This is a genomic window from Stenotrophomonas sp. SAU14A_NAIMI4_5, from assembly GCF_003086795.1.
Lineage (GTDB): Bacteria > Pseudomonadota > Gammaproteobacteria > Xanthomonadales > Xanthomonadaceae > Stenotrophomonas.
This window is the reverse complement of record NZ_CP026003.1, coordinates 3,202,421-3,220,168: the sequence shown is the minus strand read 5'-3', so window position 1 is coordinate 3,220,168 and position 17,748 is coordinate 3,202,421. Positions and strand designations below refer to the sequence as shown.

The window sequence follows — 17,748 nt, the reverse complement described above, 5'->3', positions numbered from 1 at the left end:
GCCGGTTCTGCGACAATGCGGCACTGCGCCATGCGGGCGCCCGTAGTGGAGATCGACCATGCTGCTGATCGGCGTTGCCGGCACTGAACTGACCGCCCAGGAACGCGACTGGCTGCAGCACGATGCCGTGGCCGGGGTGGTGCTGTTCAAGCGCAACTTCGCCTCGCGCCAGCAGGTGACCGATCTGAGCGCGGCCATCCGCGCCGCCGCCCCGCGCCCGCAGCTGATCTGCGTGGACCAGGAAGGCGGTCGCGTGCAGCGCTTCCGCGAGGGCTACAGCGATCTGCCGCCGCTGCAGGACATCGGCGCGCTGTACGCCAGCGACCCGCAGCAGGCGCTGGCCATGGCCGAGCAGCACGCCTGGCTGATGGCCAGCGAAGTGCGCGCCAGCGGCCTGGACCTCAGCTTCGCCCCGGTGGTCGACCTCGGCCGCGGCAACCGCGCCATCGGCAACCGTGCCTTCAGCGAAGACCCGCAGGTGGTGGCCGCGTTCACCGCGGCCTACGTGCGTGGCATGCACGCCACCGGCATGGCCGCCACCCTCAAGCATTTCCCCGGCCACGGCACCGTGCTGGAAGACACCCACGTCGACACCGCCATCGACCCGCGCGGGCTGGATGAACTGCGCGCGCAGGACCTGGTCCCGTTCAGTGCCGGCATCGCCGCCGGTGCGGATGCGGTGATGATGGCGCACGTGATCTACCCGCAGGTGGCGGCGGAACCGGCCGGCTATTCGCCGCGCTGGATCCAGGACATCCTGCGCGGCGAGCTCGGCTTCCGTGGCGTGGTGTTCTCCGATGACATCGGTATGGCCGCCTCGCACAGCGCCGGCGGCGTACCGGCCCGCGTGCACGCGCACCTGGATGCCGGCTGCGACGTCGTGCTGGTCTGCCACCCCGAACTGGTCGATGAAGCCCTGCACGCCGTGCAGGGACGCTCCCTCAATACCGCTGCGCTGCTGGGCCTGCTTGGCCGCGGCGCGCTTGGCTGGGATGGCCTGCTGGCCGATGCCCGCCATGGCGACACCCAATCCCGTTTGCTCCACACCCTTGGAAGAACCGTCTGATGCCGAACCTCACCATTTCCCAGGCCCTGGCCCAGGCCGACCTGCTGGTCGACCGTCCCACCATCGACAAGGCCATCGCCAGCATCGCCGACGCGATCGCACGCGACTACGAGGGCGAGGTCCCGCTGTTCCTGTCCATCATGCACGGTGCGCTGCCGTTCGCCGGCCAGCTGGCGCTGGAGCTGGGCGCGCGCGGCCAGGACGTGCAGTTCGATTACCTGCACGCCACCCGTTACCGCGGTGAAACCACCGGCGGCGACCTGGTGTGGAAGCACAAGCCGGCCACCGCGCTGTTCGGCCGCCGCGTGCTGCTGGTCGACGACATCCTCGACGAGGGCTACACCCTGCAGGGCGTGCGCACCTGGTGCCTGGAACAGGGCGCCACCGACGTGCGCATCGCGGCGATGACCGTGAAGAAGCACGACCGCGGCCTGCCGGACGTCACCGCTGACTACGCCGGCATCGAACTGCCTGACCGTTATGTCTTCGGCTTCGGCATGGACGTCAACGAAACCCTGCGCTGCGTGCCGGCCATCTACGCGATGAAGGAATAAAGGCGGGCCGTTCGCGGCCTGTCCTTGTCCTGTCCTGTCTCGCGCCGGCATCTTCGGGTGCCGGCGTTTGTCTTTCCTGGAGTGCATTGCATGCAACAGATTGCCCTGGCCGTGATTGGCGGCACCGGTGTCTACAACCTGGCCAAGCTCGACGACGTGCAGACGCACGAGGTCGAGACCCGTTTCGGTCGTCCGTCCGGCCCGGTGCGCGTGGGCACGCTGCTCGGCAACCGCGTGGCCTTCCTGGCGCGCCATGGCGAGGGCCATTCGCTGCCGCCGCACAAGATCAACTACCGCGCCAACCTGGCTGCGCTGCAGCAGATCGGCGCGCAGCGGGTGCTGGCGCTGAACACGGTGGGCGGCATCGGTGACGATTTCGGTCCGCGCGTGCTGGCCTGCCCGGACCAGATCATCGATTACACCTGGGGCCGGATCAGCACGATCTGCGAAGAAGAGGGCACCGACGTGGTGCACGTGGACTTCGGCCACCCCTATACGCCGATGCTGCGCAGCAAAATCCTGGCCGCGGCAAAGGTGACCGGCGTGAAGGTGCACGATGGCGGCTGCTACGGCGCCACCCAGGGCCCGCGCCTGGAAACCATCGCCGAAATCGCCCGCATGCGCCGTGACGGCTGCGACCTGGTGGGCATGACCGGCATGCCGGAAGCCGCGCTGGCACGGGAGCTGGGGCTGGATTACGCCTGCCTGGCGATCGTGGCGAACTGGGCCGCAGGCTGCGGTGACGGCGAGGAGATCACCATGGCCGAAGTGCTGGCCAACGTGCAGGCCGCCAGCAACGGACTTCCGGAACTGGTCGGCGAATTGGCGCGGGGGTGATTGTCATCCTCGGGCAAGCTTTGCATACTCAGCCGGTACGCGGGTTCAGCGTACACCACCCATTCATTGCAAAGGTCTCGCATTAACATGCCGAACGGTACCGTCAAGTGGTTCAACGACGCCAAGGGATTTGGCTTCATCTCGCCGGAGGATGGCAGCGCCGACGTGTTCGCGCACTTCTCCGCCATCAACTCCAAGGGCTTCCGCAGCCTGCAGGAAGGCCAGCGTGTCACTTATGACGTGACCCAGGGCCCGAAGGGTGCCCAGGCTTCGAACATCACGCCGGCCGAGTGATCCACTCGACAGTGCGTTGAAAACCCCGCTACGGCGGGGTTTTTTTTTGCGCACGGCATCGGCTGGCAGGCATCGCGTGTGGCTGACGGAACGGCGTGTCCCGGAGCGCCCGCCGTTCCGTCAGCCAGTAGAGCCACGCCATGCGTGGATGCCCTTCGCGGCGGCCCCCTCCATTCGCAATCCGCGTCGGGCACAATGCAGGCATGACGGAACGACTGCGCATCGCCGTGATCGGCTACGGCACCGCCGGCCAGGCATTGGCCATCCTGCTCACCCGCGATGGCCACGAGGTGGAGATCTTCGAACGGGTACCGACGCCGGGGCCGGTAGGCGCCGGCTTCCTGCTGCAGCCCAGCGGCCTGCAGGTGTTGTGGCAGATGGGCCTGCTGGACGAGGTGCGCGCGCATGCGGCACCGGTGCACCGGTTGTATGGCGATACGCCGTGCGAGCGCGCGGTGATGGACATGGGCTATGCCGGGCTGGATGCACGCCTGCATGGGCTGGGCATGCAGCGCGGGGCGCTGTTCTCGCTGCTGGACCAGGCCCGTGACGGCGCCGGCCAGCTGCATGCCGGCACCACCATCGTTTCGGTGGATGCCGAACAGGGCCGCCTGCGCGACAGCGAAGGGCGCCAGCACGGACCATTCGACCTGGTGGTGGCTGCCGATGGCGCGGCGTCCACGCTGCGCGGCGGCGTCGAGCAGGGCATCGCGCTGGACAGGGTCTACCCGTGGGGCGCGCTGTGGTGCCTGCTGCCGGCCGAAGACTGGCCGCACATGAGCGAGCTGCGCCAGCGCTACGTGGCCGCGCGCAGGATGATCGGGCTGCTGCCGGTCGGCACGCGGCCGGGCGACGGCACGCCGCGCCTGAGTTTCTTCTGGAGCCTGCCGCGCGCGGATTTCGAGCGCTGGCAGGCCGATGGCATGGCGCCGTGGCTGGACGAGCTGCACGCGTTGTGGCCACAGGCCAGTGCACGTTTCGCTCACCTGCAGGACGCCGGCCAGCTGGCCCGTGCGGTCTACCGCGATGCGGTGATGAAGCGCTGGCACCAGGGCCGCCTGGTGCTGGCCGGCGATGCCGCGCATGCGATGAGCCCGCAGCTGGGGCAGGGCGTCAACATGGCCCTGCTGGACGCGCTGGCCCTGCGCGATGCACTGCGCACGCACGGTGGCGGCGAGGCGGCGCTGCTGGCCTACCAGGCGCAGCGCCGCGCACACGTGGCGGTCTACCAGCGCTGGAGCCGCTGGCTGACCCCGTTGTTCCAGTCCGACCGCGACGTGTGGGCCAAGGCGCGCGATGTGCTGCTCGGCCCGATGGGACGCATGCCCGGCGGGCGTGGCCACATGCTGCGCGTGCTCAGTGGCACCCAGCACGGCTGGTTCGGTGCGATGGCGCTGGATCCGGCTTTCATCGACGCGCTTGCACAGGCCCCGGCAGGCCTGCCGATCAGCCCGATTCCGCTGCGTGCCTGAACCGCGTCGTCACGGCAATTAACGAACACATCACCCTGGATATGCGAGAAGAGGGGAGCACGCCATTGGCGCGTCGCCCGTTTTCCTTTCCGTGATCAGACATCGCGCGTGGCCGGGCGGCACTGCCGTCGCGGCCTGTTGCGGCCCGGATGCGCCGCAGTATTCGAGGAGGATGCCATGTTGTTCGCGGTCGATGAGCTGGAATCGGAAATCTGCAAGCTGAGGGGTCTGCTGCAGATGCTGCACGAGGACCAGCCCGACGTCCTGGAAGATGTGTTCGAGTTCCATGTGGGCAGCCTGATCAGCCATTCGGCACCAGCGCACCATGCGCGCATCCGTACCTGCGCGCGGGAAATGCTGGTCGCCATCCAGGCACTGCCACGCCACAGCGATGACAACAAAGCTGATTTCCGGATGATGCCGGAACTGCTCGCGCGCCCGGCCTGAACCCGGCGCAGGTCCGTCCGCCCGTCGTCATCGCACGGGCAGCGCGACCAGTTGGTTGTCCACGCAGGCGATCCATTGTTCGCCGCTTTGCCGCGGTGGCACCACACCGGCGGTGAATGCCGAGAACGCGGGCAGCACCGTCTGTGCCTGCCGCAGCCAGAATGCAGGAAAGCGCCGCCGCAAAGCCGGCAGGGCGACCTGTGGATGCACGTGGCCAGCGATCACATGGGTATCGTCAGCCTGTCGCGGCTCGTGGCAGAGCAGGAACGGTCCCAGCCGCAGGTCGTCGTGGATCTGTACCTGCAGCGCTGCATGCGGCAGCTGCCGGTCATGGTTGCCGCGCACCACGTGTACGTCCAGTGCGGCATGTTGCTCGCGCCAGCCGAGCCATTGCCGATGCCAGGCCGCGCGATGCGCGGGCCCGTGCAGGATGTCGCCGAGGATCCACAGTTCGCGACACTCCTGCTGCTGCACCAGCGCCTGCAGGCGTTGCAGGTCGCCGTCAGTACCGCCGCTGGGCAGGGCGATGCCGGCGCGACGGAACACATCGGCCTTGCCCAGGTGCAGGTCGGCGATCAGCAGCGCCTGGCGTGCCGGCCACCACAATGCACGCGCGCCGAGCAGGCACATCGGCTCGCCGCCCAGCTGCACCGGCAATTCAGTGGCCATGGCGGCGCTCCAGCTGCTGTGCCGCGCGCTGTACGCGGGTGCGCCAGTCTTCATTGCTGAACTGCCCGCGCAGGCGCTCGGCCCACAGCGGGAAACCCAGCGGTGTCAGCGTCGGCGGCTGCAGCAGTGACACCACCTGCGTGCCGATACGCTGCAGCGCATGCTGCAGGCCGGGCAGGTCGAGTGCATCGGTGAGGACTTCCTGTTCGGCCTGCGCCAGCAGCAGGTGGCCCGGGTCGTGTTCGCGCAGCACGTCGTACAGCAGGCCCGCCGAGGCCTGCAGCTGGCGCAGCGAGCGCGGCATGCCGCCGGGCAGGCTCGGCACCAGCAGGCCGGCGACGCGGGCGATGCCACGGAACTGCCGGCGTGCCAGCTCGCCAAGGTTCACTGCAGCGCGCAGATCGTCGAGCAGGTCGGTCGGATCGAACAGCGCCTGCCACGCCGCTGCATCGCGTTCGATCGGCTCTGCCGGCGCCAGCACCAGGCCGTGATCATTCACCGCATAGCCGATGCTGTTGCGCTGCAGGCGCGTGAGGCGCAGCGACAGCAGTGCCGCCAGCGCCTCGTGCACGTGGCGCCCCGCAAAGGGATAGACGAACAGGAACTGCCCTTCGCGACGGCGCACGTCTTCCACCAGCAGCCGCGAAGGCGCGGGTCGTTCCGACAGGTCATCCTGCAGGCCAAGCAGTGGCGCCAGCCAGCGCGCCTCGGCGCTGTTGTCGGCACCGGACAGCACCGCTTCCAGCTCGCGCCCCAGGGCCAGCGACAACGGCAGCTGGCCGCCTTGCCAACGTGGCACCACGCCGCTGCCGCTGCCACGTGCCAGCCGCACGTAGGCGGTCATGTCGCGCAGCTGCACCAGCTCCAGCAGGCGGCCGGCGAACTGGAAGCGATCGCCGCGGCGCAGGCGGCTGGCGAACTGTTCCTCCACCGCGCCGAGACCACCGCCGCGCAGGAACTGCACGCGCACGCTGCCATCGCTGCTGATGGTGCCGATCGACAGCCGGTGGCGCAGTGCCTGGCGGCGATCATGCATGCGGTAGCGGCCATCCTCGTCCAGCACGACCTTGTGGTACTCGGGGTACTGCGCCAAAGCGCGGCCACCCTGCACGATGAACGCGAGCACGTCCTGCCACTGCGTGTCCTGCAGCTCGGCGAACGCATGCGTGCGTCGTACCTGCGCAAGCAGCGCATCGGCGTTGAAGCCACCGGCCAGCGCACGGCTGACCGCATGCTGGGCCAGCACGTCAAGTGACAGCGTGGGTGGCGTGCGCGGTTCGGTGATGCCTTCGCGCAGGGCGCGCCGCACGGCGGCGTACTCGGCCAGCTCCAGGGCATGGGTGGGCACGCACAGCACGCTGCCGCTTGCCCCGGGCCGATGTCGCGCGCGCCCCGCACGCTGGCGCAGGCGCGCCACGCCCTTCGGGCTGCCCAGCTGCAGCACCTGGTCCACTTCGGGGAAGTCCACGCCGAGGTCGAGGCTGGAGGTGGCCACCACGCAGCGCAGCGTGCCCGCGCGCAGGCCGTCTTCCACCTGCTGGCGCAGGCCCGCGTCGAGCGAGCCGTGGTGCAGGGCCAGCGTCTGCGCGTCTTCCGGCCAGACCGCCGCCAGCGCCTGGTGCCATAGTTCGGCCTGCGCGCGCGTGTTGGTGAACAGCAGGCTGCTGCGCGCGGACATCAGCGCATCGAGCACGCGCGACAGCTGGCCCAGGCCGAGATGCCCGGCCCACGGGAAGCGCTCACCGCTGGCGGGCAGCAGGCTGCTGATCGCCACCGGTCGCTGTCGTGCGCCTTCCACCTGCACCGTGTCGGGCATGCCGGGCAGCAGCACGTCGCGCGCCTGCGGCAGGTTGCCCAGCGTGGCCGACAGGCCCCACAGCTGCATCGCCGGTGCCGTATCGCGCAGCAGCGCGAGATTCAGCTGCAGCAGCACGCCGCGCTTGTTGCCCATCAGTTCGTGCCACTCGTCCACCACCACGCAGCGCAGCTGGCGCATGCGCTCCAGCGTGTCGGGGTAGCTGAGCAGCAGGGCCAACGACTCGGGCGTGGTCACCAGCACATCGATGCGGCCTTCGCGTGCGAGGCGACGGTCGCGGCTGCTGGCGTCGCCACTGCGCAGGCCGACCTTCCAGCCCAGACCCAGGCCCTCGATCGGCGCCTGCAGGGCGCGTGCAGTGTCGCTGGCCAGCGCCCGCAGCGGCGTCACCCACAGCACCTGCAGCGGGCGCACCGCATTGGCCCGCGGCGGCGCCGGCAGCGGATCGATCATCGCCTGCAGCAGCGGTCCGCCGAACATGGCCAGCGTCTTGCCGCTGCCGGTCGGGGTGTGCAGCAGGCCCGAGCTGCCCGCCAGGTAATGGCGCCACATCGCGCGCTGGAACGGCAGGGGTTTCCAGCCACGGCTGCCGAACCAGGCCTGCAGCCGCTGCAGCGCATCGCTGCGCTTCATCGCGCCAGGGCCTGCAGGGTCGCCAGCTGGTCGGCTTCGCTGGCCGGCTTGTCCTGGCGCCAGCGCAGGATGCGCGGGAAGCGCACGGCGATGCCGGATTTGTGCCGCGCGCTGCGGTTGACCGCTTCGAAGCCGAGCTCGAATACCTGCTCGCCGCGCACGCTGCGCACCGGCCCGAAGCGTTCGCGGGTATTGGCGCGGATCCAGCGGTCCAGCGCCAGGATCTCTTTGTCGTCCAGCCCGGAATAGGCCTTGGCCACCGGTACCAGGGTGTCGCCGTCCCAGACGCCGAAGGTGTAATCGGTGTACAGCGTGCTGCGCCTGCCGTGGCCGGCCTGCGCATACAGCAGCACCGCGTCGATGGTCAGCGGGTCGACCTTCCACTTCCACCAATCGCCGCGGCGGCGCCCGGCCTGGTAGATCGAATCACGGCGCTTGAGCATCAGCCCTTCGACACCGCGCTCGCGCGATGCTTCGCGCAGGTCCGCGGCATGCGCCCAATCGTCGGCGTGCACATCGGGCGACAGCTGGATACGTGCATCGCCGAGCGCGCCGACCAGTTCGGCCAGTTGTGCGCGCCGCTGCTGCAGCGGCAGTTCGCGCAGGTCCTGGCCATCGCGTTCCAGCAGGTCGTAGGCGAGCACGCGCACCGGCGTGTTGCGCAGCGTTGCCGCACCTGGCTTGCGGCGCTGGATGCGCGTCTGCAGCGCGGTGAATGCGCGTGGCGCGTCGTCGGCCTCATCCCAGGCCAGCAGCTCGCCATCGATCACGCAGCCATCGGGCAGCGCCGCTGCCGCCTGTTCGATCTCGGGGAAGCGTCCGTCCAGCCGCTCCTCGCCGCGCGACCACAACGCCACTTCACCTTGGCGGCGCAGCAGCTGCAGGCGGATGCCATCCCACTTCCATTCCAGCAGCCAGTCGTCGATCGCGCCCAGGCGTTCCTGCGGCTCGCCTTCCAGCGGTGAGGCGAGGAAGAACGGGTAGGGCTGCTGGCGGTCCAGCGGCAGCTCCTCCGGTGACAGCAGTTGTGCCAGCAGGCCCGGCGTGGGCACCCACTCACCGAGCATGCGCTGGGCGATGCGGGCAATGTCCAGTCCCGACCATTCGGCCAGTGCCTGCTGCACCAGCCGCTGCGAAACACCGACGCGCAGCGCGCCGGTCAGCAGCTTGTTGAACACCAGGCGTTCGCTGGCCGGCAGCTGCCGCCAGCCGGCCACCACGGCGGCACGGCGCACGTCCTCGGGCTGGTTGGCCACGGCCAGCAGATGCTGTTCGATCCAGTCGGCCAGTGCGCGGTCGGGGGCGGGCTGCGCCGGATCATCCAGCAGCAGGGTCAGTGTTTCGGCGAGGTCGCCGACCTGCGCGTAGCTGTCTTCGACCAGCCACGCCGGCAGCCCCGACTCCTCGCTCACCCAGGCGCGCAGCTCGCCGCTGGCAGCGATCTTCCGGCGTGCGCCGCCGACCTTGCCGCCACTGAGCAGGAACAGCGCCCAGGCCGCGTCGTGCGCGCCGGCGTGGGCGAAGTAGTCGACCAGGGCCGCGCGCTTGTCCAGCGTGGCTGTGCTGCGGTCCAGCCGCTGGTAGAGCGCGGCGAAGGCCTTCATTCCTCGCTCCCGAAATCGGTGCGGAAGGCCTCCGCGGCCACCCCGCGTTCGCGCAGGAACGGGATCAGCGCATCGGTATTGCCATGGGTAGCGATCACCCGCGATGCGCCGGTCTGCTCGATGGTCTGCAGCAGAGCGGGCCAGTCGGCATGGTCGGACACCACGAAGCCGCGATCGACGTTGCGCCGGCGGCGGTTGCCGCGCAGCTGCATCCAGCCCGAGGCGAAACCGAGCTGATGGCGGCCGAAACGGCGCAGCCAGGGCGTGCCGGCGGCCGAGGGCGGGGCGATGATCAGCTTGCCGGCCGCCTCCGGCTGGCGGCCCTGTTCGGCCACGGTCAGCGTTTCCAGCATCGGGATGCCCGCCTCGCGGTACACCGCAACGCCGTTGGCCACCGCACCGTGCAGCCACGCCGGCGTGTCATCCAGCGGCAGCAGTTCGCCGAGCACGCGTTGCGCCTTGCCCAGCGAGTAGCAGAGCAGCACGGCCGCTTCGCCGCGCTGCGCGCATTCCCTGCGCCACGCCACGATCTCGGCGGCCACCGCGGCGGTATCGGGCCAGCGGTAGATCGGCAGTGCGAAGGTCGCTTCGGTGATGAAGGTATCGCAGGGCACCACTTCGAACGGCGCGCAGGTGGGATCGGGCTGGCGCTTGTAGTCGCCGGAGGCGACCCAGACCTGGCGGCCGTCGTCGATGCGCACCTGCGAGGAACCCAGCACGTGGCCGGCCGGATGCAGCGATACCTGCACCTTGCCCAGGGTGAACGGTTGGCCTTCGGCATGGACCTGCAGCGGTACGTCGCCCAGCCGCCAGCGCAGGATCGGCGCGCTGCCGGGGCTGCAGTGGTATTCGCCCATGCCGGGCCGGGCGTGGTCGCCGTGGCCGTGGGTGATGACCGCGCGCGGCACCGGCCGCCACGGGTCGATGTGGAAATCGCCCGCGGCGCAGTAGAGCCCTTCGGGGCGAAGTACCACCAGATCGTCTTTGACTGCCATGCCTGCACTGTCGCGCGGTGCTCGTGCACGGGGCGAGAACCGGCCTGAACGCGGGGTTGCCGGACGATGCTGCACAATCGGCGCGCAGCCTTCTCGCCCGCAGGATGGAACCGATGAACGGACCGAGCTTCAGCAGCAGCGCGCCCTTTGAAACCCACGTGGTGCTGAACCAGCCGCCGCCGTTTGCGGGCCGCCAGCTGTGGACCGACGACGTGGCGCTGATGGAAGCGGTGCAGCGCGAGGGCGCGGCCGCTTTCGCGCCGCGGCTGGGGATATATGGCGGGCTGGCCGGCAACCAGCTTTACCAGCTGGGCTTCGATGCCAACCGCGACCGGCCACGGCTGCGCACGCACGATGCGCAGGGCCACCGCATCGATACCGTGGACTTCCACCCGGCGTACCACCAGTTGATGCACGCGGCCAAGCAGCATGGCGTGTCCGGGCTGTCCTGGCATGAGCCACAGCCCGGCGTGCACGTCGCGCGGGCGGCATTGAGCTACCTGCACCACCAGGCGGAAGCCGGCACCAGCTGCCCGCTGACCATGACCCATGCCGCGGTGGCAGTGCTGCAGGCGCAGCCGCACCTGGCCGAGTGGGCGCGCAAGGCGGCCTCACCCGTGTACGACGCACGCGACGTGCCGGTGGCCGACAAGGCCGGCATCACCCTGGGCATGGGCATGACCGAAAAGCAGGGCGGTTCGGACGTGCGCGCCAACAGCACGCGGGCTGAGCCCATCGATGGCGAACGCTACCGCCTGGTCGGGCACAAGTGGTTCTTCTCGGCGCCGATGTCCGATGGCTTCCTGGTGCTGGCGCAGGCGCCGGGTGGGCTGACCTGCCTGCTGATGCCGCGGCGGCTGGCCGATGGCGATCGCAATGCCTTCCACCTGATGCGCCTGAAGGACAAGCTGGGCGACTGGTCCAACGCGTCCAGCGAAGTGGAGTTCTGCGGCGCGCAGGCGTGGCGCGTGGGCGAGGAGGGCAGGGGCGTGGCCACCATCATCGGCATGGTGATGATGACGCGGCTGGACTGCATGCTCGGTGCGGCCGCCGAAATGCGCATGGCCCTGGCGCAGGCGCTGCACCACGCGCGCCACCGCCGCACATTCGGCAAGCCGCTGGTGGAACACGCGCTGATGGCGAACGTGCTGGCAGACCTGGCGCTGGAATCGGAAGCGGCGACGGTGCTGGCCATGCGCATCGCGCGCGCGGTCGACTGCGCCGGCAGCGACCCGCAGGAGGCCGCGCTGGCGCGGCTGGGCACGGCGCTGGGCAAGTACTGGGTGTGCAAGCGCGCGGCCGCGTTCGTCAACGAGGCGCAGGAATGCCTGGGCGGTGCCGGCTACGTGGAGGAGTCGATGCTGCCGCGGCTGTACCGGCAGGCGCCGTTGAATTCGATCTGGGAAGGCAGCGGCAACGTGCAGTGCCTGGACGTGCTGCGCGCGCTGGGGCGTGAGCCGGAGGTGCTGCTGGCGCTTCGTGCGGAGCTGGAAGCGGTCGCCGATCGCGACACCGGTTATGCGGCGGCACTGCAGCGCTGGGCGTCGGCGCCGGCGCCGGATGAATCGCAGGCGCGGTTGTTCTGCGAGCGCACGGTGCTGCTGCTGCAGGCGGCGCTGCTGTTGCGGGCGCGCAGCCCGATGGCCGGGGTGTTCGTGCGCAGCCGGCTGCAGGGTGAGCATGGGTTGGTGTTCGGGACGCTGCCGGCGGGGGTGGATGTGGGGGCAATGATGGCGCGGGCGCTGCCGCAGTAGGCGGCCAACGGCGGAGCCCCTCGTGGTGGTCGTGCGGCATCTGGATCGCTTGGGGCCGCGCGGGTGGGGTGCGCAGGGGACGCCGTGAATACGTCCTTGTAGGCTCGAGCGCGCCATCCATGGCGCTTACGCCCCTGCGCAACCCACCCGCGCGGCCCCGGACGGTTTCCGGGCGCGTCCACCACGGAATCAACGGAAGAGCAGAAGCAGAAAAGCCGCGGCAATGCCGCGGCTTTTCCTGTATGCGGTAGCGCCGGGCCATGCCCGGCGAGCGTTAATGCCCGGTAGCGCCGGGCCATGCCGGCGAGCGCAGCGGTGGGTCAGTGCTTGGCTTCTTCCTTGGCGGCGTTGGCCTTGGCGTCGGCGGCGACGTCGCGGGCCTTGTCGGCGACCTTCTGCGCGGCGGTCGCGGTGGCGTCGCTGGCGTGGGCGGCGGCATCGGTGGCGGCGGCCTTGGCCTGGTCGGCGGCGTTGGCGGTCGCGTCGGCGGCATTGTCCAGCGCCTGCTGGGTGTCGGCGGCGGCGTGCTCGGACGCTTCGGCAGTCTTGTCGGCGGCTTCGCGGGTGGCGGCGGCGGCCTTGTCCACGGCTTCGCGGGCGGCGGCGCCAGCGCTGTCGGCGGCCTGTGCAGCGTCCTGCCTGGCCTGTTCGGCCTCCGGGCCCTTGCAGGCGGCCAGGGCCAGCAGCAGGGAGGCGGCCAGCAGGGGGGTGGTCAGCGGACGGATCTTCATGGCGGTCTCCAGTGCTGCAATGGATGGGGACGCCAGCCTATTCATGCCGTCGTGAAGGCCCGGTGGTGGTGCGGCGGCGCCCTTCAGGCAAAGAAAAAGCCGCTGGCGAACCAGCGGCTTTTCCAGAACAGCGTGAAGAAAGAAGTTATTACTTCTTGGCTTCTTCAGCGGCGTCCTTGGCCTGCTCGGCGGTGCCTTCGGCAGCCTTGGCAGCGTCCTTGGCCTGTTCAGCAGCAGCGTCGGTAGCAGCAGCGCCGGTCTGGGCAGCAGCGTCGGTCGCAGCGTCGGCAGCGGTGGCGGCGGTGTCAGCAGCCTGCTGGGCAGCGTCGGCGGTCTGGGCGCCAGCAGCGGCGGCCTGGTCGGCAGCAGCCTGGGCTTCGGTGGCGGCTTCGTTGGCCGAAGCAGCGGCGTCCTGGGCAGCTTCCTGCTTCGAGCAGGCGGCCAGGGCCAGGGCCAGGGACATAGCGACCAGCAGCTTGTTGATGCTCATTGTGTGAATCCTCGTCGTTGAATTAGGCAACGCGCAACTGCGCGCCGACAACATGATGACAAGCCACGTTTGGCTGTCAAGCGATCCCGCATTCATTTTTGCGAAATCAGCGTTAATCCCTTTTAGATCAATTCGATGGCGATGGCCGTTGCTTCGCCACCACCGATGCACAGCGTGGCAATGCCGCGCTTGCCGCCGTGCGTGCGCAAGGCGTTGACCAGGGTTACCACCAGACGCGCACCGGACGCACCGATCGGATGGCCCAGCGCGCAGGCACCGCCATTCACGTTGATCTTCGCATGCGGGATGCCCAGTTCACGCATCGGCGCCATGGCGACGACGGCGAAGGCTTCGTTGATCTCGAACAGGTCCACCTGGTCCAGCGTCCAGCCGGTCTTCTGCAGCAGGCTGTGGATCGCGCCGATCGGGGCGGTGGTGAACCACTCCGGTTCCTGCGAATGGGTGGCATGGCCGACGATGCGCGCCAGCGGGGTGATGCCGCGCGCGGTGGCGTCATCCTCGGTCAGCAGGACCACGGCAGCGGCGCCGTCGGAAATGCTGGACGAGCTGGCGGCGGTGACGCTGCCGTCCTTCTTGAATGCGGGGCGCAGGGTCGGGATCTTGGCGATGTCCGAACGGCCCGGCTGCTCGTCGGTGGCGAACTCGACCTCACCCTTGCGGGTGGCGACCTTCACCGCGACGATCTCGTCGGCGAATGCGCCATTGGCCTGCGCGGCCTGGGCACGGCGCACCGATTCGATGGCGTAGGCGTCCTGCTCCTCGCGGGTGAACTGGTACTTGTCCACCGCGCATTCGGCGAACTCGCCCATGGCCTTGCCGTCGTAGGCGTTGACCAGGCCGTCGTGGGCCATGTGGTCCACCGCCTGGAAGTTGCCGAAGCGGTTGCCGGTGCGCGAATTGGGCAGCATGTGCGGGGCGTTGGACATCGATTCCATGCCGCCGGCGACCACGACCGTGGCCGAACCGGCCTTGATCAGGTCATGGCCGAGCATGATGGTCTTCATGCCCGAGCCGCACACCTTGTTCAGCGTGGTGGCACCGGCCGACAGCGGGATGCCCGCGGCGATGGCGGCCTGGCGGGCCGGCGCCTGGCCGAGGTTGGCCGGCAGCACGCAGCCCATCAGGACCTCGGAGACGTCGCTGGCCGGAACCCCGGACTGTTCAAGGGCAGCGGCGATGGCGGCCGCGCCGAGGGTCGGGGTGGGCACGCCGTTGAACTGGCCGAGGAAGGAGCCGATGGCGGTGCGCTTGGCGGCGGCGATGACGATGTTGGACATGGCAATCTCGTTGATGCGTAAGCAATGTTCGGAAAGGAGACGGCGGCTGTTGGATGCAGCGCTGTTTCCCGGCAGACTGCGTGGGGGTCGGCCCAAGTATAGAGGGTCGGGGATGGCTGCCGCCGGGCAGCCCTTGATGCCTGCAGGGAGCTTGGCAGGCCAACGTTCATGGGAAGGAATCGATGGAACGCAAGACGATGGCACGGTCGGTCCTGGGATCGGCATTGGTGGTTGCATTGACGGCATGTGGCGGCGGAGGCGGCGGCAGCAACGTGCGCGTCGATCCCCCACCGACCACCCCGCCGCCGCCCACCACGCCTCCGCCGACCACGCCCACCCAGCCGGCCGAACCGGCGATCAACGCGCACCTGTCCATCACCAAGGCCGACGCAGCGCGCAGCGCGGGGCTGGATGGCAGCGGCGTGCGCATCGGCATCGTCGATTCGGGCGTGCAGCGCAACCATCCCACCCTGAGCGGGCGGGTGCTGGCCAACTACAGCTACGTGGATCCGCGCAGCAACAACCTCAACAACGATGACGTGGTCGGCCACGGTACGGCGGTGGCTGAACTGGCGGCGGGCAAGGCCTTCGGGTCGTGGCCGGGAGGCATCGCGCCGAACGCGCAGATCGTCTCGGCGCGGATCATTTCCGACACGCGGCCGACCGACGATGGGTCGGGCAACGGCAACGAGGTCGATGGCGCGCTTGGCCTGGCGGGGGTCCACCAGGACCTGATCAACCAGGGCGTGAAGATCATGAACAACTCATGGGGCGGGCTGTACTGGACCAATGCCGCGGCCACCGCCCCGATCGCGGCCGAGTACCGTCCCTTCATCATCGGCAACAACGGCCTGGTGGTGTTCGCCACCGGCAATGAATCCAAGGCCAACCCGTCGGACATGGCGGCTCTGCCCAGCCAGGCCGGCCCGAACAATTCGCGCCCGGCCGCCGACCTGGAGCGTGGCTGGCTGGCGGTGACCGCGGTCGATTCCACCGACCCCAGCAAGCTGGCCGGCTATGCCAACGCCTGCGGCGTGGCGGCCAGCTACTGCCTGGCGGCACCCGGTGCGGCGATCTTCGTCAATCCGAATTACCCGACCGGCTCCACCCTGCTGTGGAACTACGGCACCTCGTTCGCCGCGCCGCTGGTGTCCGGTGCGGCGGCCGTGGTCTGGCAGAAATACCCGTACTTCAGCAACGACCTGGTACGGCAGACCCTGCTCGGCACCGCCACCGACCTGGGTGCGCCCGGCGTGGACAGCACCTTCGGCTATGGCCTGCTGAACATCGCCAAGGCCATCAACGGGCCGGCGAAGTTCGACTGGGGCAATGCCGTGGTCAACGTCTCGCAGACCGGCCTGGATTCGGTCTGGAGCAACGACATCAGCGGCAGCGGTGGCCTGGTCAAGCAGGGCGTCGGCGCGCTGGGGCTGTCGGGCACCAACACCTACACCGGCGAAACCCGCATCGAGCAGGGCACGCTGGCGCTGCGCGATGGCGGGTCGATCACCTCCAACGTGGTCGTGGTGCCGCAGGCCGGCGTGCCCGAGGGCGCCGCGCTGCAGTTCATGACCGGCACCAGCCGGATCCGCGGCAACGTCGACAACGGCGCCACCGTCATCCTGCGCAATGCCAATACCAGCGCCACCATCGAGGGCAACTACCTGCATCGTGCCGGTGCACGGCTGAGCATTTCGCTGGGTTCCAACCCGCTGGAGATCACCGGCACGGCCACCCTGCAGGGCGGCGACGTGCACGTGGCCAGCATCGTCAGCGGCTACGTGGCCGCCGATGGCCGCACCCAGACCGTGCTGCATGCCGGCCAGGGCGTCACCGGCCGCTTCGACGCGGTCAGCAACAGCCTGCCGCAGGGCACCCTGCTGCAGAGTTCGTTGACCTACGGCAGCGACAACGTGGTGCTGGTCACCGACCGCATCAACGTCACCCAGGCCGCCAGCGTGGCGCGCGCCTCCAACGCCGCGCTGGCCTCGGCGCTGCGGGTGGAATCAGCGTTCGAGCGCCTCGATCTCGGCGCCGGCTCGGCCTCCTTCGCCGATGGCGCGGCCGCGCTGCAGCGGGTGGAAGGCAACCAGGCCCTGCAGGCCAGCCTCGACAGCCTGTCCGGCAAGGCGCATGCGCTGGCCGCGGCGGCCACGTTCGACAGCATCGACCTGGGCCGCCGTGCATTGTCGGCCCGCTTCGGCCAGGTCCAGGCCGCTCCGCGGCTGGGCGGCACCTGGCAGAACGCGCTGGGCGATGCCGGCCAGGGCAGCTTCTCGGCCAGCGGCACCGACACCCGCGGCTGGATGATGGGCCAGGACGTGGCGATGGGCGGCAACGGCGTGCTCGGCTTCGCCTTCGGCGAACTGCGCAGCTACAGCAACAGCAGCTGGGGCGGCGACCGCGGGCGTGACCGGCAGTCGCAGGCGCAGCTGTATGCGGGCTGGAGCAGTGGTGGTGCCTACGCGCTGGGCCAGGTGGGCGCCGGCCAGTTCACCCGCCAGATCGATCGCCAGCTGCTGCTGGGAGCCGGCCAGTACGGCGTCAATGCGCGCTACGGCGGCAGCTTCAGCATGGCCAGCGTGGAGACCGGCTACCGCTTCGGGTCGGCGCATGCAGCGCTGACCCCCTACGTGGGCGCCGACTACGCGCGGGTCGACAACGATCGCTTCAGCGAACAGGGCGGGCTGGGCTTCGGCCTGCGCACGCAGGGCGGGATCAGCAGCCGCAGCCAGGCCTTGGCCGGTGTGCGCGCCGAGCGCGAGTGGCGCGGCTGGTCGCTGCGCGGTTATGCCGAGTGGCAGCAGCTGCTGTCCAGCCAGGGCCTGGATGCGGATGCGAGCTTCGTCGGCGTCGACGCATGGGCACCGATGGCCGGCCTGCAGCCGACGCGTTCCGGCGGCCTGTTCGGCGTATCGGTGGAATCGTGGTTGAGCCGCAACACGCGGCTGGGCTTCGGCTACGACCAGCGCTTCGGTCCGCGTGGGGATCTGCGCCAGGTGGCGCTGCGTTACAGCGCCGCTTTCTGATCGGGGTTACCCGGTAGTGCCGGCCGCTGGCCGGCATTCCCCGTGTCCCGCGGTGGGGC

The 17,748-nt window shown here is 69.7% G+C and carries 15 protein-coding genes; 8 read left to right on the top strand and 7 right to left on the bottom strand.

Translation table 11 applies throughout. The features are described 5' to 3' along the window. Window positions 1-58 precede the first annotated feature (58 nt). The 6 genes from nagZ (at window position 59) to C1925_RS14985 (ending at window position 4,670) form a co-directional block, all read left to right on the top strand. The gene (gene nagZ / locus C1925_RS15010) at window positions 59-1,066 is read left to right on the top strand and encodes a beta-N-acetylhexosaminidase (protein WP_108769584.1); all 1,008 of its coding nucleotides are present in this window, start codon (window positions 59-61) and stop codon (window positions 1,064-1,066) included. Continuing rightward, entirely contained in the window at window positions 1,066-1,620 is a 555-nt protein-coding gene (locus tag C1925_RS15005; RefSeq protein WP_079222740.1) for a hypoxanthine-guanine phosphoribosyltransferase, read from the top strand. Before nagZ ends, C1925_RS15005 begins: the two co-directional genes overlap by 1 nt. A gap of 90 nt (window positions 1,621-1,710) precedes the next feature. Next, a complete protein-coding gene (locus C1925_RS15000) occupies window positions 1,711-2,457 on the top strand; it encodes an S-methyl-5'-thioinosine phosphorylase (RefSeq protein WP_079222739.1) in 747 nt (248 codons plus the stop codon). Between the two features lie 87 nt (window positions 2,458-2,544). Beyond that, window positions 2,545-2,751: a cold-shock protein gene (locus C1925_RS14995; protein WP_005410590.1), complete on the top strand. Its 207-nt coding sequence runs from the start codon at window positions 2,545-2,547 to the stop codon at window positions 2,749-2,751. Between the two features lie 203 nt (window positions 2,752-2,954). Beyond that, a complete protein-coding gene (locus C1925_RS14990; protein WP_108769583.1) occupies window positions 2,955-4,223 on the top strand; it encodes an NAD(P)/FAD-dependent oxidoreductase in 1,269 nt (422 codons plus the stop codon). A 177-nt stretch (window positions 4,224-4,400) separates the two neighbouring features. Beyond that, window positions 4,401-4,670: a hypothetical protein gene (locus C1925_RS14985; RefSeq protein WP_108769582.1), complete on the top strand. Its 270-nt coding sequence runs from the start codon at window positions 4,401-4,403 to the stop codon at window positions 4,668-4,670. Between the two features lie 27 nt (window positions 4,671-4,697). Here C1925_RS14985 and pdeM read toward each other — a convergent pair whose 3' ends face one another. From pdeM to C1925_RS14965, 4 genes are read right to left on the bottom strand one after another with little or no spacing between them, the layout of a single operon-like run. Further along, window positions 4,698-5,339 (bottom strand): ligase-associated DNA damage response endonuclease PdeM, encoded by a 642-nt coding sequence (gene pdeM / locus C1925_RS14980; RefSeq protein ID WP_108769581.1) that lies wholly within the window; start codon window positions 5,337-5,339, stop codon window positions 4,698-4,700. Beyond that, entirely contained in the window at window positions 5,329-7,788 is a 2,460-nt protein-coding gene (locus tag C1925_RS14975) for a ligase-associated DNA damage response DEXH box helicase (RefSeq protein ID WP_108769580.1), read from the bottom strand. Before C1925_RS14975 ends, pdeM begins: the two co-directional genes overlap by 11 nt. Further along, window positions 7,785-9,392, bottom strand: coding sequence for an ATP-dependent DNA ligase (locus C1925_RS14970; RefSeq protein ID WP_108769579.1), 1,608 nt, complete (start codon window positions 9,390-9,392; stop codon window positions 7,785-7,787). The genes C1925_RS14975 and C1925_RS14970 overlap by 4 nt, the downstream gene beginning before the upstream one ends. Next, window positions 9,389-10,387: a ligase-associated DNA damage response exonuclease gene (locus tag C1925_RS14965; protein ID WP_108769578.1), complete on the bottom strand. Its 999-nt coding sequence runs from the start codon at window positions 10,385-10,387 to the stop codon at window positions 9,389-9,391. Before C1925_RS14965 ends, C1925_RS14970 begins: the two co-directional genes overlap by 4 nt. 113 nt (window positions 10,388-10,500) lie before the next feature. Between C1925_RS14965 and C1925_RS14960 the strand changes: the two genes are divergently transcribed. Then, window positions 10,501-12,141 carry an acyl-CoA dehydrogenase family protein gene (locus C1925_RS14960; RefSeq protein WP_108769577.1) on the top strand — a complete coding sequence of 547 codons (1,641 nt, stop codon included), beginning with the start codon at window positions 10,501-10,503 and terminating at the stop codon, window positions 12,139-12,141. 320 nt (window positions 12,142-12,461) lie between these two features. Here C1925_RS14960 and C1925_RS14955 read toward each other — a convergent pair whose 3' ends face one another. The 3 genes from C1925_RS14955 to C1925_RS14945 all read right to left on the bottom strand — a co-directional run bounded on the left by C1925_RS14955 (window position 12,462) and on the right by C1925_RS14945 (window position 14,660). Further along, window positions 12,462-12,872, bottom strand: coding sequence for a hypothetical protein (locus tag C1925_RS14955; protein ID WP_108769576.1), 411 nt, complete (start codon window positions 12,870-12,872; stop codon window positions 12,462-12,464). A gap of 148 nt (window positions 12,873-13,020) precedes the next feature. Further along, window positions 13,021-13,362: a hypothetical protein gene (locus tag C1925_RS14950; protein ID WP_108769575.1), complete on the bottom strand. Its 342-nt coding sequence runs from the start codon at window positions 13,360-13,362 to the stop codon at window positions 13,021-13,023. 122 nt (window positions 13,363-13,484) lie between these two features. After that, window positions 13,485-14,660 carry a thiolase family protein gene (locus tag C1925_RS14945; protein WP_108769574.1) on the bottom strand — a complete coding sequence of 392 codons (1,176 nt, stop codon included), beginning with the start codon at window positions 14,658-14,660 and terminating at the stop codon, window positions 13,485-13,487. A gap of 182 nt (window positions 14,661-14,842) precedes the next feature. Between C1925_RS14945 and C1925_RS14940 the strand changes: the two genes are divergently transcribed. After that, complete coding sequence (locus C1925_RS14940; protein ID WP_108769573.1) at window positions 14,843-17,689, top strand: autotransporter serine protease; 2,847 nt, start codon at window positions 14,843-14,845, stop codon at window positions 17,687-17,689. The last annotated feature ends 59 nt before the right edge of the window (window positions 17,690-17,748 follow it).